We start from the raw sequence: 15,260 nt of genomic DNA on the forward strand, positions 1-15,260 counted from the left end.
ATTCATTTCCCTCACATACTGATATTGATATGCGCACACAGAACACCACCATCAGCCCGAGCAACGGCAATCTTTTTGCGGCGTTGCGCGCAGCCTTTCCACAGAACCTGGATGCTGTTGCGGTTGAAACCGACAACGGCCTGTATTACTCATGGCGCGATCTGGACCGTGCCACCGCTATGATGGCCAACTTGCTGGAATCCCTGGGTCTGCCGGAAGGCTCCCGCATTGCGGTGCAAGTGGAAAAATCCGTCGAGGCCATGGTGCTCTATTTGGCGACCTTGCGCGCCGGTTTTGTTTTTTTGCCACTCAACACGGCGTATCAGAGCGCTGAAATCGAGTATTTCATTGGCAATGCCGAACCGGCCGTGGTCGTGTGCACAGCCAAGAATTTCGGATGGGTCAGCAAAATTGCTTTCAAGGCTGGCACGCTGCATGTGTTCACGCTCGACGACGATCGCACTGGCTCACTGCTTGATCGTGCCGCACACTGTTCCGACCAGCATGCGGTGGCCACCAGGCACGCCGATGACCTGGCCGCCATTTTGTATACCAGCGGCACCACTGGTCGGTCCAAGGGTGCCATGCTCACCCATGGCAACATGCTGAGCAACGCCCTGGTATTGAAAGAGTATTGGGGATGGCGAGCCGATGATGTGCTGATTCATGCATTGCCCATCTTTCACGTGCATGGCCTGTTCGTGGCGATTCACGGCGCGCTGATCAACGGCAGCAAAATGATCTGGCTGTCCAGGTTTGACCCCAAACTGGTGATTCGGAAGATGCTTGAGGCCACGGTATTCATGGGTGTGCCCACGCTCTACGTGCGCCTGCTGGCCGAGCCCGGGCTGACCCGGGAGGCGGCACGCCATATGCGCCTGTTCATCGCCGGGTCGGCACCGCTGCTGATTGAAACTTTCACCGAGTGGCAGAACCGAACCGGCCACACTATTCTGGAGCGCTACGGCATGAGCGAGACGGCCATGCTCACCTCCAATCCTTATTTTCCGGATCAGGGCGAGCGGCGTGGTGGCACGGTCGGCTATCCGCTGCCAGGTGTCAGTTTGAGAGTGCAGGATGACGACGGGAATCCTGTACCCGTGGGCGAAATCGGTGGCATCCAGGTCAAGGGACCCAATGTGTTCAAGGGCTATTGGCGCATGCCGGAAAAAACAGCGGAAGAGTTCACCGCCGATGGCTACTTCAAGACTGGCGATGTGGGCAGAATTGATACTCTGGGCTATGTGACGATTGTGGGCCGCAGCAAGGACCTCATCATCAGTGGCGGCTACAACGTTTACCCCGCGGAGATTGAAGGCTATATCAACGAATTGCCCGGCGTCGCGGAAAGTGCCGTGGTCGGTATTCCTCATGCTGATTTCGGTGAAGTTGGGGTAGCGGTGGTCATTGCCAAGCCGGGTGCCACGCTCGATCCTGCTCAGATCATTGCAAGCATGAAGTCACAGCTGGCGAACTTCAAGGTACCCAAGCAATGTTTTGTAGTGGAGGCCTTGCCGCGCAATACCATGGGCAAGGTTCAAAAAAATGTGCTGCGTGCACAGTACAGTGCAGGGCAGCCGATGTAATATCTTTTGTATTCACGCCCTCCCAAAGAACTGTCGTTAAAGGACACACGCCATGCAAGTCGCGCAAGTTACCTTGAGCAGCAGTCAGAACATGTCGGCGGAGCTTGAATCGCTCAAGGCACTGGCGCCCAACTTGGTGCTGGTTTTCTCGTCCATTGACTTGCTAAAAAGTGTGGTGGCTCCCTTGGCGACACTGTTTCCTTCGGCCACGCGGGCCGGTTGCTCCACCGCAGGAGAAATTTCCCGGGCGGGTGTAAGTGACGGCACATGCGTTGTCACGGCGGTTCGCTTTGACAAGACCAGGATGATGGCGTCATCGACGCGCCTGATGGGCATGGAGGATTCGCATTCTGCCGGCCAGCGTCTGGGTAAGCAATTGCCCAAAGAAGGCCTGCGCGCGGTGCTGGTTCTGGGACAGGGCGTGGCGATCAATGGCAGTTCGCTCATAGCGGGGATGGCAGAGGTACTTGGGTCTTCGGTTCCCATCACTGGCGGCCTTGCCGGAGACGCCGCCGCATTCAGGGAAACATGGGTTCTGGACAACACTGGCGTTCATAACGATAGCCTGGTGTGCCTGGGTTTTTATGGCGAAGCATTGAGCTTTTCGCATGGTTCTTTTGGCGGCTGGTCGCCGTTTGGCCCGACCAGAAAAGTGACACGTTGCGACAACAATGTTCTCTTTGAGCTCGATGGCGAGCCAGCCCTCGACATCTACAAGCGTTACTTGGGCGATCATGCCAAAGACCTTCCCGCGTCCGGTCTGCTGTTCCCCTTTGCCATGCTGGGAAGCGATCACACCGAAGTGGGCCTGATTCGAACCATTTTGGGCGTGGACGGGCAGGCCGGCAGCTTGACCCTGGCCGGTGACATTGATCCTGACGGCTACCTTCGGCTGATGCACGCCAGTTCCGACGCTTTGATCGATGGCGCCGAGGCGGCTGCGCAGGCGGCCAAAACCATGGGAACGGGAGATGGAACGGGCCTGGCCTTGCTGGTGAGTTGTGTGGGGCGCAAACTGGTAATGGGTGGCCGCGTGGACGAGGAGGTTGAGGCGGTGGGCGAAGTTTTTGGACAGGGCGCCACGCTGACCGGTTTTTATTCCAATGGCGAGATCAGCCCCTTTACGCACAACGCCGAGTGCAAATTGCACAATCAGACCATGACGATCACCCATATTTCGGAGGTTTAAATCCGATACCTCTGCAATTTCGACACCTTGGATTGAGCCTGCGTATGCATAAGCTTCTTGCCCGTCAGACGAAACGCTTGCTTGGCACGGGTGAGGCACCGCTGTCCGCCGTGCTTGATGAGCTGAAAAGAATATCGAGCTTCCATGGCCTGTCGCCGCAGGCTGCCTCCGTGTTGAGCGGACTTGGCGATTTTCTCGAGCGGGTTGATGGCGCCTATGAGCAAAGCGATCGTGACCTGGATCTAAAAACCCGAAGCCTGCAACTCAGTTCGATTGAACTGACCCACACCAACGATCACATCCGAACCGAGCTCGCCAGCCGAACCCGGGCCATGGATTCCTTGCGTGCAACAGCCAGTGCACTGATGGAGACGATGGATGTGGATCTTCCGCCGCTGCTGGATGACAACCTGGAATCCTTGTCGCGATTGATGTCAGATCTGGTGCAGCAACGTGAAGAAAGTCAAAAAGATCTGCAAGCGGCCCTGGTGGACCTCGCCAATCAGAAATTTGCCCTCGATCAACATGGCATCGTCAGCATTACCGATGTGGGTGGGCGAATTATTTACGCCAATGACAAATTTTGTGAAATCAGTGGCTACCCGCGTGAAAAGCTCCTGGGGGTGAACCACCGGATTGTCAAATCCAGCGTTCACTCCAAGGCGTTCTTTACCGAGTTGTGGCAGACATTGCTGGCTGGCAAGGTATGGCATGGCGAAATATGCAACCGAGCCAGCAGCGGGAGCCTGTACTGGATGCAGTCCACCATCGTGCCGCTTCGCGACGAAACCGGGGCGCCCACTCAATTCATCGCGATTCGTACCGACATCACGGCGCGCAAGCTCATGGAAGCCGAGATCAAGGCAGCCGAAGCCCGCCTGCGTCAGATCGCCAATACGGTGCCAGGGGTGGTTTACCGATGTGAGGTTGGTAAGCAAAAGACACGCTACACATTTGTCAGTGATCGACTCAAGGAAATTCGAGGTCTTGACCCTGCCGCATTGCTGGCCGATAGCAGTATTTCCGCGCTCCAAATCGTTCCTCAAGACCGCGAGCGCTGTGTGCAGGACGTGCTGGCGGCTGCTGAGCGCCGCGAGCGCTGGACCGACGATTATCAAATCGTGATGCCGGATGGCTCCTTGCGCTGGCTTAGAGGGGAAATCCGCCCCGAGCCGGAACTTGCAGAGGATGGCGCGACCATCTTTACCGGCATTTGGCAGGATGTCACTGTCTTGAAAGAAGCCGGAGCGCGCCTGCGCGAAGTTACCGAGAATATTCCGGTTGCCGTCTATCAATATTGCCTGTCGCCAGACGGTCATCAATCGTTTCCATTCTGCAGCCCTGCGATTCAACGCATATGTGGCGTGGGGGCTGATGCGATCATGGCCGATGCGCAGGCGATTTTCGGACTGATCCATCCAGAGGACCTGCCCATTGTGCTGGCAGCATTGGCTACCTCCGTCGAACGAAAGACGGCCTGGAGTGCCGATTTCCGTCTCATGCATAAAGTGACGGGTGAAGCGGTTTGGATCCACGGCGAGTCGCAGCTGAAACAGATGGCAGACGGTCGTCGTTTGTGGAATGGCTATTTTGCAGATATCACCGAATCCATGAGGGTTTCGGAGGAGTTGCGCCGAGCCAAAGAAGATGCCGAGGCTGCCAACCGGGCCAAGTCCGACTTCCTGGCGAACATGAGCCACGAGATCCGCACTCCCATGAATGGCGTTATTGGCATGACGGAACTCGCGCTGGATACTGATTTGGACGATGAGCAGCGCGAGTACATGACCGTTGTGAAGTCATCGGCGGAATCCCTGCTTCGGGTGATCAATGACATTCTTGATTTCTCCAAGATTGAAGCCGGGCATCTTCTGATCGAAACCGTACCGTTCCACCTTGGGCGCACCATAGGCGACATGCTCAAAGTGCTGTCCGTGCAGGCACAGGCCAAAGGTCTTGAACTGGTTTGTGACATTGCGCCTGATGTACCTATGCCGGTGTTGGGTGATCCAGGGCGTTTGCGACAAGTTTTGATGAATTTGGTGGGCAACGCTATCAAATTTACCGAAAAGGGCGAGGTTGTCCTGCGGGTTGAGGTTACGCCCGTCAATGACAGAGAGATTGCTTTTCAGTTCACCGTGTCCGACACAGGCATTGGCATCCCCGAGACCAAGCTTGCCTCCATTTTTGATGCTTTTTCGCAGGAAGACAGTTCAATCACGCGCAGGTATGGTGGAACCGGCTTGGGTCTGAGCATCTCCGGCCGATTGGTTGAAGCACTCGGAGGCCGCCTTCAGGTCAAGAGCGCGGTGGGGCGTGGAAGCGAGTTTTATTTCGCCATACGACTGTCTGTCGATGATCAAGGCGATGATGACGTGCCCGGTGCGCTGGATTTGACAGGCATGCAGGTACTGGTGGTTGATGACAATCAGGTCAATCGCGCAGTCTTGATGCGCCTGTTGAAGAGCGTGGGCGCCAATGTGCGGGAGACTGACTCCGGTGAAGCGGCCCTTATCTTGTTATCGCAGTCTATTGACGAGGGTGCCTGGGATTTGGTCCTGCTGGATGCCCATATGCCGGGGCTCGATGGTTTCACCACGGCTCAACGGATTGCCGAGCTGCCCCAGTGTGCCAGGATTCCCCTGGTGATGTTGTCTTCGGGAGGACTCAAGGGTGACGCTCAACGGTCGCGTGACTTGGGCTTCGCCGCCTACCTGTCAAAGCCTTTCACCCGCGATGAATTGCTGCAAATCCTGCTACGCGTCATGAATGTTGCTGTGTCTGTATCTGCCAAGCTCGTTACACGTCATTCCATCAAGGACGAGCAGGTGTCTCTGAGCATTTTGCTGGTTGAAGACAACATGGTGAATCAACGACTTGCCATCACCTTGCTGAACCGATGGGGTCATCGGGTGACTTTGGCCGAAGATGGCCAGCTTGCACTCGATCTATTGGGAAGGCAAAGTTTTGACGTGGTTTTGATGGACATGATGATGCCTGTCATGGATGGGTTGGAGGCTACGCGACGTTTTCGAGCAACCGAGTCGACGCAGCGGCACACACCCATCATCGCCATGACGGCCAATGCGATGGAGGGTGACCGCGACAGTTGCATCGCCGCTGGCATGGACGACTACATCTCCAAGCCGATCGAACCAGCCGTGTTGCAGCAGCTGTTACAGCAGTATGCGTCGGATCACGGCGATGCGGAATTCTCATTTGACGGCGCAGTTCGTGACACTGCGGCCTCTGGCGCGGGCGGTTTCGACTATCAAGATGCGCTGGCGGGCATGGATCAAGAGCTTGTTGACATCATTGCAGAAGCCTTCGTCGGACAGTGGCCGCGCGATCTGCAGGTCATGAAACAGGCATTGGATGAGCACGATCTCAAGCCCATGTTGCATATTGCGCACGCTCTGAAAGGCACACTGGCCATGTTTGGTGCCCGGCCCGCAGTAGAGCTGGCACTCAGGGTAGAGATCCTGGCAACCCGGGGCGACACAGCAGGCCTGGCGGATCTGGTTGACGCACTTGCGACTGAGGGCAATCAACTGGTCGCAGTATTGCAGCGGGTTATTGCGATACGATGAATGCCAGATCAAGAATGGAGAAGCCATGACACACCAGGTACTCATTGTTGACGACACCGAAATCAATCTGATCCTGTTTGAGGCCCTGGTCAAGAAGATGGCGGAAACTGAGTCCAAGACATTCTCCCGTTCGGCTGATGGATTGGCCTGGGCGCAGGGCAATGATCCGGATCTCGTGATCGTTGACTACATGATGCCGGAGCTCGACGGCATCGAGTTCATTCGCCGCCTTAGGCAGACACCCGGCAAGGAGAGTGTCCCTATTCTGATGATCACCGCCAATGATCAAAAGCAGGTTCGTTACCGTGCGCTTGACGCGGGTGCCACGGACTTTCTCACCAAACCCGTGGACAAGATTGAATTCCTGGCCCGAGCCAGCAATATGCTTGTCTTGAGCGACGCCAGGAAAAAACTGGCCGACCGGGCCGAGTGGCTGGCCGAAGAAGTACGTAAAGCGACCTCAGAGATTGTTCAGCGTGAGCGTGAGACGGTGATCCGCCTGTCCAAGGCTGCAGAGTACCGCGACCCTGAAACCGGTGCGCACATTTTGCGTATGGCCCACTACTCGGAGTTGATCGCGAGAGGGCTTGGCTTGTCCGTGGCCGATCAGGAGCTTCTGCTGGAGGCTGCGCCCATGCATGACATTGGCAAAGTGGGCATTGCCGACAACATCCTTCTCAAGCCTGGACGGCTGACACCGGACGAGTTTGAGATCATGAAACAGCACGCCATTTTTGGCTATGAAATTCTCAAGGGCAGTTCATCCAAGGTGCTGCAGGCGGGTGCGGCGATTGCCAGGGCGCATCATGAAAAGTTTGACGGTACCGGCTATCCGGGAGGCCTGGCGGGCCAGGATATACCCATATTCAGTCGAATCGTTGCCGTGGCGGACGTGTTTGATGCACTCACATCCGAGCGTCCATACAAGAAGGCATGGACGCTGGAGCAGGCCGTGGAGCACCTGGAGTCCAACGCTGGCAGTCACTTCGATCCGGCTTGCGTGGCCGTTTTCATGGCGCATTGGGATGAAGTGCTGGAAATACGCCAGCGCTTCCAGGATGACATGGAATGACCACGCACCCAGTGACGTATCCCCCGTTACAGGCCTTCCCAGGTTGTTCCAGGTGTTAGCGCAGGACCAGAACCGGAATGTGGGAGTGCGTCAGAACCTGCTGAGTTTCGCTGCCCAGTAACAGGCGTTTGATGCCACGGCGGCCATGGGACGCCATCACAATCAGGTCGCATTTCTGTTTCTTCGCCGCAGAAATGATGGCTTCGGACACCAGATCGGACTTGACCGTGACAGCCTTGGTTTTGACACCTTTGGCCAGGGCCGATTTTTGCACCGCATCGACGATAGCCTGTCCGTCCTGTGCCCACTGCTTTTCGACCCGGCTCACCTCTGCTGCCTGCAGGGCCAATCCACCTTCAAAATAGCTTTGTGGGTAACGAGGAATGACCTTCAGGGCCACCAGCTCTGCCCCTGTCAGGACTGCCAGGCCAATGGCACTGGCAACAGCCTTTTTTGACAAGGTAGATCCATCGGTGGCCACTAAAATTCTTTGGTACATGTATTTCTCCGGTTGATTGAGACGCTTGAGCTTACGCTTGTCCCTCCAGGCTATCTTGATCTTTGTCAATTAAACACGTCTCATCGAAGGGTAAGCTCAAGGCCTATGTCATTGCCAAGCCCGCCAGTCTTCGTCGCGTTGCACCAAAAGCAGGGTGAAACGACCGGCAGGGACCCAATGAATTCACCGGATACGGGTGGGGCAAAGGACTTGCTGCACCTGCTGGACGACCCGCAAGAGTGGCCGGTCTTCAGCCGGCCTGATCCCCGCCGCGCCGACTGTTGGGAATCCAACCTGTTGATTGAGGGCATGCATTGTGCGGCTTGTGCGCTGACTCTGGAGGATGCTCTGCTGGGCGTGCCAGGAATCGTCAGTGCCGAGGTCAGTGCCGGTAGCCACCGTGCCCGTGTCGTCTGGTCGCCAAACACGGTCCTCCCTTCGACCTGGATGCGTGCAGTTGAAATAGCGGGTTACCGTGCCGTGCCTGCCAATGATGCGTTTGCCCGGGAGCGTCGCAAGGGCGAGGCCCGCAAGGCCCTCTGGCGTTTGCTGGTGGCCGGGCTGTGCATGATGCAGGTCATGATGTACGCCTACCCGGCTTATGTGGCGGTGCCAGGGGATCTGTCCGCCGAGATGGAGCAACTTTTACGCTGGGCCTCCTGGGTATTGACCTTGCCGGTCATCCTGTTTTCATGCGGTCCATTTTTCAGTAGTGCCTTGCGTGATGTGATGCATCGTCGTGTCAGCATGGACTTGCCCGTCGCGCTGGGCATGTTGATTACCTTTGCAGTGAGCTCTGTCGGCACCTTTGATCCCCAAGGGAATTTTGGTCGCGAGGTGTATTTCGATTCGCTCACGATGTTTGTTTTTTTCCTGCTGGCGGGGCGTTGGCTGGAATTGCGACTGCGCGATCGAACAGCAGGCGCTCTTGAAGCCCTGATGAACCGATTGCCCGACAGCGTATTGCGGCGCGGGCAGGATGATCAATTTGAGCGGGTTCCGGTGCGTCGTTTGCAGCCGGGTGATGTGATACGCATCTTGCCTGGCGAAAGTTTTCCCGCTGATGGCGTCGTGCAGCATGGCGATACGGCGGTTGACGAGGCCTTGCTCACGGGCGAGTCCCGCCCGGTTGCGCGCGGGGTTGGCGGCGTGGTGATCGCGGGTAGCCATAACCTCACCAATGCGGTCCTGGTTCGGGTGGAGCGAACTGGCGATCAAACCCGATTCGCCCAGATCGTGACGCTGATGGAAAGCGCCTCCACCAGCAAGCCGCCATTGGCTCGGCTGGCCGATCAAATTGCCAAGCCGTTTCTGATGGGCGTCCTGCTGGCGGCTGGCCTGGCCTGCGCCTTTTGGTGGGGTCGAGACCCCGGCCACGCCTTGATGGTTGCCGTGGCGGTGCTGGTCGTCACATGTCCCTGCGCCTTGTCCCTGGCCACGCCGGCGGCCATGCTGGCTGCAGCGGGTGCCTTGGCGCGAAGCGGCGTACTGGTGCGTCGGCTGGAAGCCTTCGAGGCTTTGGCTGCCATCGACACGATTGTGTTTGACAAGACAGGGACATTGACACGCGATGCCCTGGTTCTGGGTGTCTCCCGTCTGCGCGAGGGGATTACCGCCAAGCAGGCATTGGCGATGGCTGCTGGCCTGGCGGCGCATTCATTGCATCCGGTGTCCAAAGCGCTGGCTGCTGCGGCGGCAGAGGGCGGTCTAACCGGTTTATGGAAAGCTGATTCCGTGAAGGAGGTCGCGGGCGCCGGGGTGTCGGGTCAAGTGCAGCGTGAGGATGCACCGCATGAGACCCATGAACTGCGCCTTGGATCGGCAACCTTCTGCGGGGTGACGCACGCCCAAACAGATTCAGTGCAGGCTTGCCTGGCTGACAGTCTGGGCTGGCTGGCCACTTTTGAGTTGTATGAAGATGTGCGTCCGGATGCGTTGGACACGATCGCGAACCTACAGGGGGCGGGCATCAAGGTGCATCTGTTGTCTGGCGATGGCGCCCGGGCGGCCGCAGGTGTGGCCGCCCGGGTGGGCATAGCGCAGTGGAAAGGGGACTGCTCTCCGCAGGACAAGCTCGATTTCCTGCAAAACGCCCAGGCACAGGGGCATAAGGTGGCTGTGGTGGGGGATGGGCTCAATGACGGTCCGGTACTGGCGGGTGCCCATGTTTCATTCGCTTTTGGCCGGGCCGTACCATTGGCGCAAGCCCAGGCAGATTTCGTGGTGCTGGGCGATCAGCTTGGCGATGTGGCAAAAAGTGTTCAACTGGCCCGTCAGACCCTGCGGGTTGTGCGCCAGAATCTGTGGTGGGCGGCAATCTACAACGCGGTATGTGTACCTTTGGCCGTTGTTGGCTGGTTACCGGCCTGGTTGGCTGGTTTGGGCATGGCGCTCAGCTCCCTCTTGGTTGTGCTCAATGCATTGCGCCTGTCAAAAAGTATTCCATCATTGGAGAAAACGTAATGGATGTCCTGTATTTGCTTATTCCGCTGTCCGTTATCCTGGTTTTTTTCATTCTTGGAGGACTATGGTGGGCGGTATACCGTGGCCAATTTGAGGATGTGGAGTCCGAAGGAGAGCGAATTCTTAAGGATTCATAAGAATTTTTGGCCAGGGTTGACCTTCGTCAAACGATACTCGGGTTTTCCATAGGAAACTCGACTCAAACAAACTTAGAAGAGGTGAAAATGATATTTCCCAATGCGCAAGCAAGCACCTATAACGACAAGGTCGTCAGGCAGTTTGCCATCATGACCGTGGTTTGGGGTGTGGTCGGTATGCTGGTCGGCGTCATCATTGCCGCGCAGTTGACTTGGCCCGAGTTGAATTTGGGTATCCCCTGGTTGAGTTATGGTCGATTGCGACCCCTGCACACCAATGCGGTGATTTTTGCGTTTGGTGGATGTGGTTTGTTCGCCAGTGCCTATTACGTTGTCCAGCGAACCTGCCAGGTGCGCCTCTTCGGCGACAAGCTGGCCGCTTTCACCTTCTGGGGTTGGCAGCTTGTTATTTTGGCCGCCGCTATTTCGCTGCCCTTGGGATACACCCAGGGCAAGGAATACGCCGAGTTGGAGTGGCCAATTGACATTCTGATTACGCTGGTCTGGGTGGCATTTGCCGTGGTGTTCTTCGGCACGATCGGTACCCGCAAAGTGCGCCATATTTATGTGGCCAACTGGTTTTTCGGAGCCTTCATTCTTGCCGTTGCCTTGTTGCATCTGGTCAACAGCGCTGCGATTCCCGCCGGGTACATGAAATCCTATTCCGCCTATGCCGGTGTGCAGGATGCCATGGTGCAATGGTGGTATGGTCACAATGCCGTGGGATTCTTCCTGACGGCCGGTTTCCTGGGCATGATGTATTACTTCATTCCCAAGCAGGCTGAACGTCCGGTTTATTCTTATCGCCTGTCCATCGTTCACTTCTGGGCGCTGATTTTCACTTACATGTGGGCGGGTCCGCACCATTTGCATTACACGGCCTTGCCTGACTGGACCCAGTCGGTGGGTATGGTCTTCTCGCTGATTCTGCTGGCGCCAAGCTGGGGTGGCATGATCAACGGCATCATGACCTTGTCGGGTGCATGGCACAAGCTGCGCGACGATCCGATCCTGCGTTTCCTGATCGTGTCCCTGTCGTTCTATGGCATGTCCACGTTCGAAGGTCCAATGATGTCCATCAAAACCGTGAATGCATTGTCCCATTACACCGATTGGACCGTGGGCCATGTCCACTCAGGTGCTTTGGGTTGGGTTGGTCTGGTGACCATGGGCAGCATGTACTACCTGATCCCCCGTTTGTTTGGTCAGAAGCAGATGTACAGCGTCAAAGCTATTGAGATTCATTTCTGGGCAGCAACGATTGGTATCGTTATCTATATCGCTGCCATGTGGATTGCCGGTGTGATGCAGGGTTTGATGTGGCGCGCGATCAATACCGACGGCACACTGACCTACACCTTTGTTGAGTCTGTCAAAGCAACATTCCCGTTCTATGTATTGCGCTTGCTGGGTGGTTTGCTCTATCTCGGTGGCATGTTGATCATGCTCTGGAATGTACTCAAGACGGCAACCAATGGCCGCTCCGTCACCGTGACCATCCCGGCCGCTGTCGCCCACGCCTGAGAAGGAAAAATAACATGGCAAACAACAAGACAAGCGGCGGACTGTCGCATGAAAAAATCGAGACCAACAACTTCTTGATGATCGTTTTGATCCTTCTGGTGTTGCTGGTTGGTGGTCTGGTGGAAATCGTTCCTCTGTTCTTCCAGAAGTCCACGACCGAGCCCGTCAAAGGCTTGCAGCCCCTGACGGCGCTGCAACTGGCGGGTCGCGACGTTTACATCCGTGAAGGATGCTACAACTGCCATTCGCAGATGATCCGTCCCTTCCGTGCCGAGACGCTGCGTTATGGCCACTATTCGGTCGCTGGCGAATTCGTCTATGACCATCCCTTCCAGTGGGGCAGCAAGCGCACAGGCCCTGACCTGCACCGGGTGGGTGGAAAGTACAGTGATCAGTGGCACCGTGATCACCTCAACAATCCACGCGATCTGGTGCCGGAATCCAATATGCCAGCCTACCCCTGGTTGCTCAAGGACACGGTGGATGCGACCTCCATGCCGGCGCACATGAAGGCACTGCGCACAGTGGGCGTGCCCTATACCGATGAGCAGATTGCAAAATCTGCCGAAGAGGTGAAGGGCAAATTGGAAGTGGACGCGGTGATTGCGTATCTGCAGGTTTTAGGTACGCTGGTTCGTTAAGCGGAAGGAGTCTCGGATGGAACTCGATATCAACACCCTTCGTTCTTTGGCCACGGTGGCCAGCTTCATCACGTTTATTGGCATCATCGTGTGGGCCTATTCCCGCCGAAATGCCGCCGATTTCGATGAGGCTGCCAAGCTGCCCTTTGAACAAGACTGACGAACCGCAACACAAGGAAAAAAAATGAGCGACTTCACAAGTAATTTTTGGTCACTGTTCGTAGCCGGGGTCACCTTGGTCAGCATCTTGGCCTGTCTTCTGTTGCTGTGGTTCAGTGGCAAAGCCAAGGCCATGACAGCCAGCGACAACACCACCGGGCATGTCTGGGATGGCGATTTACGGGAAATGAACAATCCCTTGCCGCGTTGGTGGGCCTGGTTGTTCGTCATTACGATCGTTTTTGCCTTCGTCTACCTTGCTCTGTATCCTGGTTTGGGTACTTATGCCGGCAAGCTCGGTTGGTCATCGACGGGGCAGCACCAGACCGAGGTGGACAAGGGCAATGCAGATGTCGCACCGCTCTATGCCAAATTTTCCAACATGAAACCTGAAGAAGTCGCGGGCGACGCACAGGCAATGGCCATTGGTGAGCGATTGTTCATGAACAATTGCGCCCAGTGTCACGGCTCCGATGCAGGAGGAAGCAAAGGCATTCCCAATTTGAACGATGGCGACTGGTTGCATGGTGGTGCGCCAGCGACCATTAAGGAAACCCTGACCAAAGGCCGTGTGGGCAATATGCCGCCCATGGGTGCGGCAGTCGGTTCTGCCGATGATGTCAAGAATTTGGCCCAGTACGTGTTGAGCCTGTCCGGCAGTCCTCACGACTCCCTGCAAGCCTCGCTTGGCAAGTCAAAATTTGCGAGCTGTGCTGCGTGTCATGGCATGGATGGCAAAGGCAATCAGGCTTTGGGTGCCCCCAATCTTACCGACGACGTATGGCTGCACGGTTATGGTGAGGCGGCCATTATTGCCATGATCAATGGCGGCAAAGTCAACCAGATGCCCGCCCAAGCGGACAAATTGACTGAACCGCAAATTCACGTTCTTGCGTCCTATGTATGGGGACTTTCCAATAAAGTCAAAACTGGTGCTGTTTCCAAGTAATCGAAAGAATAAGTTTGAACAATCAGGAGTCCAGTCACAGAAAGATCATTCCCATCGTCCCGCAAGAGACGGATGAGGTTATGGTCTCCCTGTACGCGTCGCACGAAAAAATTTATCCGCGCAGCGTTTCTGGATTTTTCTCCAATTGGCGCTGGGGCATGGTTGTTTTGACCCAGTTGGTGTTTTATGGTTTGCCCTGGCTGGAGTGGGGCCAGCGTCAGGCCGTGTTGTTTGATCTCGGCTCCAGGCGTTTCTATATCTTCGGATTGGTGCTGTATCCGCAGGATTTCATCTATCTCACTGGTATTCTGGTTATTTCTGCCCTGTCGTTGTTCCTGTTCACGGCAGTAGCGGGGCGCCTTTGGTGTGGTTATGCGTGCCCCCAAACGGTTTATACGGAGATTTTTCTCTGGATTGAGAAGAAGGTGGAGGGTGATCGCTCGGCGCGAATGCGGCGTGATGCCAAGCCGATGTCGGCAGATAAGCTGACTCGCAAAGCCCTGAAGCATTTTCTGTGGATTTCCCTGGCACTTTGGACCGGCTTCACTTTCGTGGGATATTTCACGCCAATCAAGGACCTTGGCTTGGAATTTTTGCAGATGAGCATGAGTTCATGGGAAGTTTTCTGGACCTTTTTCTACGGTTTTGCCACCTATGGCAATGCCGGTTTCATGCGTGAGCAGGTCTGCAAACACATGTGCCCATATGCGCGCTTTCAGAGCGCCATGTTTGACAAGGACACGTTGATCGTTACCTATGACGCTGAACGGGGTGAGCCGCGCGGCGCCAGATCGCGCAAGGCCGACCCGGCAAGCCTGAATCTGGGTGCTTGCGTGGATTGCAGCTTGTGTGTGCAGGTTTGCCCCACCGGGATTGATATCCGCAAGGGCTTGCAGTATGAATGCATTGGCTGTGGCGCTTGTGCTGATGTCTGCGACACCGTGATGGACAAAATGGGTTACGCGCGGGGCCTTGTCAAATACACCACAGAAAACGCGATGAGTCAGCACTGGAGTCGGGCGCAGACGTGGCGTCATGTGTTACGGCCGAGGGTTTTGATTTACACCGCAATTCTGGGTGTGATCGTGATTGCCATGCTGGTCAGTCTGTCGCTGCGAGTCCCGTTCAAGGTCGACGTGGTGCGCGACCGTGGTGTCATGGCGCGCATTGTGCCGGGCGGCAAAATCGAAAATGTGTACCGCTTGCAAGTGATGAATGCTACGGAATCAAATCAGCGGTACAAAATTGCAGTGACCGGCTTGCCAGGTTTGGTGGTGGCGTCCGACAGTCTCGTCATGGTGGAGTCTACTCAGTCGCGTTGGGTTGCGGTGCGTGTGCAGGCTCCTTTTGATACGGCAGCGCCGGGCTCGCACACCATTCAGTTCCAAATTGATTCAGTGGATTCACCCGGTCATTTGACCGAGAAGTCAGCATTTTTGATACCCCGATAA

General features: G+C 56.1%; 12 protein-coding genes. 11 read left to right on the plus strand and 1 reads right to left on the minus strand.

Annotated elements, in window-relative coordinates:
• The first annotated feature begins 29 nt into the window (after nucleotides 1–29).
• Genes IV109_RS08480 through IV109_RS08495 form a run of 4 tightly spaced genes read left to right on the plus strand, consistent with a single transcriptional unit; the run spans nucleotide 30 to nucleotide 7,437 of the window.
• Nucleotides 30–1,586, plus strand: a complete 1,557-nt coding sequence (locus tag IV109_RS08480) for a malonyl-CoA synthase (RefSeq protein ID WP_296694861.1) — start codon at nucleotides 30–32, stop codon at nucleotides 1,584–1,586.
• A gap of 52 nt (nucleotides 1,587–1,638) precedes the next feature.
• On the plus strand, nucleotides 1,639–2,775 hold the full coding sequence (locus tag IV109_RS08485) for an FIST N-terminal domain-containing protein (RefSeq protein ID WP_296694863.1): 1,137 nt from the start codon (nucleotides 1,639–1,641) through the stop codon (nucleotides 2,773–2,775).
• 44 nt (nucleotides 2,776–2,819) lie between these two features.
• Nucleotides 2,820–6,365: a response regulator gene (locus IV109_RS08490; protein WP_296694867.1), complete on the plus strand. Its 3,546-nt coding sequence runs from the start codon at nucleotides 2,820–2,822 to the stop codon at nucleotides 6,363–6,365.
• Nucleotides 6,366–6,390: 25 nt separating this feature from the next.
• Nucleotides 6,391–7,437: an HD domain-containing phosphohydrolase gene (locus tag IV109_RS08495; RefSeq protein ID WP_296694869.1), complete on the plus strand. Its 1,047-nt coding sequence runs from the start codon at nucleotides 6,391–6,393 to the stop codon at nucleotides 7,435–7,437.
• A 55-nt stretch (nucleotides 7,438–7,492) separates the two neighbouring features.
• Here the strand turns inward: IV109_RS08495 and IV109_RS08500 are convergent, their stop codons facing one another.
• The gene (locus IV109_RS08500; protein ID WP_296694871.1) at nucleotides 7,493–7,936 is read right to left on the minus strand and encodes a universal stress protein; all 444 of its coding nucleotides are present in this window, start codon (nucleotides 7,934–7,936) and stop codon (nucleotides 7,493–7,495) included.
• A 177-nt stretch (nucleotides 7,937–8,113) separates the two neighbouring features.
• Between IV109_RS08500 and IV109_RS08505 the strand changes: the two genes are divergently transcribed.
• The 7 genes from IV109_RS08505 to ccoG all read left to right on the plus strand — a co-directional run bounded on the left by IV109_RS08505 (nucleotide 8,114) and on the right by ccoG (nucleotide 15,260).
• Nucleotides 8,114–10,399, plus strand: a complete 2,286-nt coding sequence (locus IV109_RS08505; protein ID WP_296694873.1) for a cation-translocating P-type ATPase — start codon at nucleotides 8,114–8,116, stop codon at nucleotides 10,397–10,399.
• Nucleotides 10,399–10,536, plus strand: a complete 138-nt coding sequence (ccoS, locus tag IV109_RS08510) for a cbb3-type cytochrome oxidase assembly protein CcoS (RefSeq protein WP_296694876.1) — start codon at nucleotides 10,399–10,401, stop codon at nucleotides 10,534–10,536. The genes IV109_RS08505 and ccoS overlap by 1 nt, the downstream gene beginning before the upstream one ends.
• An 87-nt stretch (nucleotides 10,537–10,623) precedes the next feature.
• Entirely contained in the window at nucleotides 10,624–12,060 is a 1,437-nt protein-coding gene (gene ccoN / locus IV109_RS08515) for a cytochrome-c oxidase, cbb3-type subunit I (RefSeq protein ID WP_296694879.1), read from the plus strand.
• A gap of 14 nt (nucleotides 12,061–12,074) precedes the next feature.
• Nucleotides 12,075–12,701 (plus strand): cytochrome-c oxidase, cbb3-type subunit II, encoded by a 627-nt coding sequence (gene ccoO / locus IV109_RS08520; RefSeq protein ID WP_296694880.1) that lies wholly within the window; start codon nucleotides 12,075–12,077, stop codon nucleotides 12,699–12,701.
• A 16-nt stretch (nucleotides 12,702–12,717) separates the two neighbouring features.
• Nucleotides 12,718–12,861 (plus strand): cbb3-type cytochrome c oxidase subunit 3, encoded by a 144-nt coding sequence (locus tag IV109_RS08525; RefSeq protein ID WP_296694882.1) that lies wholly within the window; start codon nucleotides 12,718–12,720, stop codon nucleotides 12,859–12,861.
• 24 nt (nucleotides 12,862–12,885) lie between these two features.
• Complete coding sequence (gene ccoP, locus IV109_RS08530) at nucleotides 12,886–13,809, plus strand: cytochrome-c oxidase, cbb3-type subunit III (RefSeq protein WP_296694883.1); 924 nt, start codon at nucleotides 12,886–12,888, stop codon at nucleotides 13,807–13,809.
• 14 nt (nucleotides 13,810–13,823) lie between these two features.
• Complete coding sequence (gene ccoG / locus IV109_RS08535) at nucleotides 13,824–15,260, plus strand: cytochrome c oxidase accessory protein CcoG (RefSeq protein ID WP_296694885.1); 1,437 nt, start codon at nucleotides 13,824–13,826, stop codon at nucleotides 15,258–15,260.

Source organism: Rhodoferax sp. (assembly GCF_018780565.1).
GTDB lineage: Bacteria > Pseudomonadota > Gammaproteobacteria > Burkholderiales > Burkholderiaceae_C > Rhodoferax.

Excerpts from the sequence above, each read along its gene's own strand:
- IV109_RS08480 (WP_296694861.1), top strand. The coding sequence starts at position 30 with ATGCGCACACAGAACACCACCATCAGCCCGAGCAACGGCAATCTTTTT.
- IV109_RS08485 (WP_296694863.1), top strand. The coding sequence starts at position 1,639 with ATGCAAGTCGCGCAAGTTACCTTGAGCAGCAGTCAGAACATGTCGGCG.
- IV109_RS08490 (WP_296694867.1), top strand. The coding sequence starts at position 2,820 with ATGCATAAGCTTCTTGCCCGTCAGACGAAACGCTTGCTTGGCACGGGT.
- IV109_RS08495 (WP_296694869.1), top strand. The coding sequence starts at position 6,391 with ATGACACACCAGGTACTCATTGTTGACGACACCGAAATCAATCTGATC.
- IV109_RS08500 (WP_296694871.1), bottom strand. The coding sequence starts at position 7,936 with ATGTACCAAAGAATTTTAGTGGCCACCGATGGATCTACCTTGTCAAAA.
- IV109_RS08505 (WP_296694873.1), top strand. The coding sequence starts at position 8,114 with ATGAATTCACCGGATACGGGTGGGGCAAAGGACTTGCTGCACCTGCTG.
- ccoS (WP_296694876.1), top strand. The coding sequence starts at position 10,399 with ATGGATGTCCTGTATTTGCTTATTCCGCTGTCCGTTATCCTGGTTTTT.
- ccoN (WP_296694879.1), top strand. The coding sequence starts at position 10,624 with ATGATATTTCCCAATGCGCAAGCAAGCACCTATAACGACAAGGTCGTC.
- ccoO (WP_296694880.1), top strand. The coding sequence starts at position 12,075 with ATGGCAAACAACAAGACAAGCGGCGGACTGTCGCATGAAAAAATCGAG.
- IV109_RS08525 (WP_296694882.1), top strand. The coding sequence starts at position 12,718 with ATGGAACTCGATATCAACACCCTTCGTTCTTTGGCCACGGTGGCCAGC.
- ccoP (WP_296694883.1), top strand. The coding sequence starts at position 12,886 with ATGAGCGACTTCACAAGTAATTTTTGGTCACTGTTCGTAGCCGGGGTC.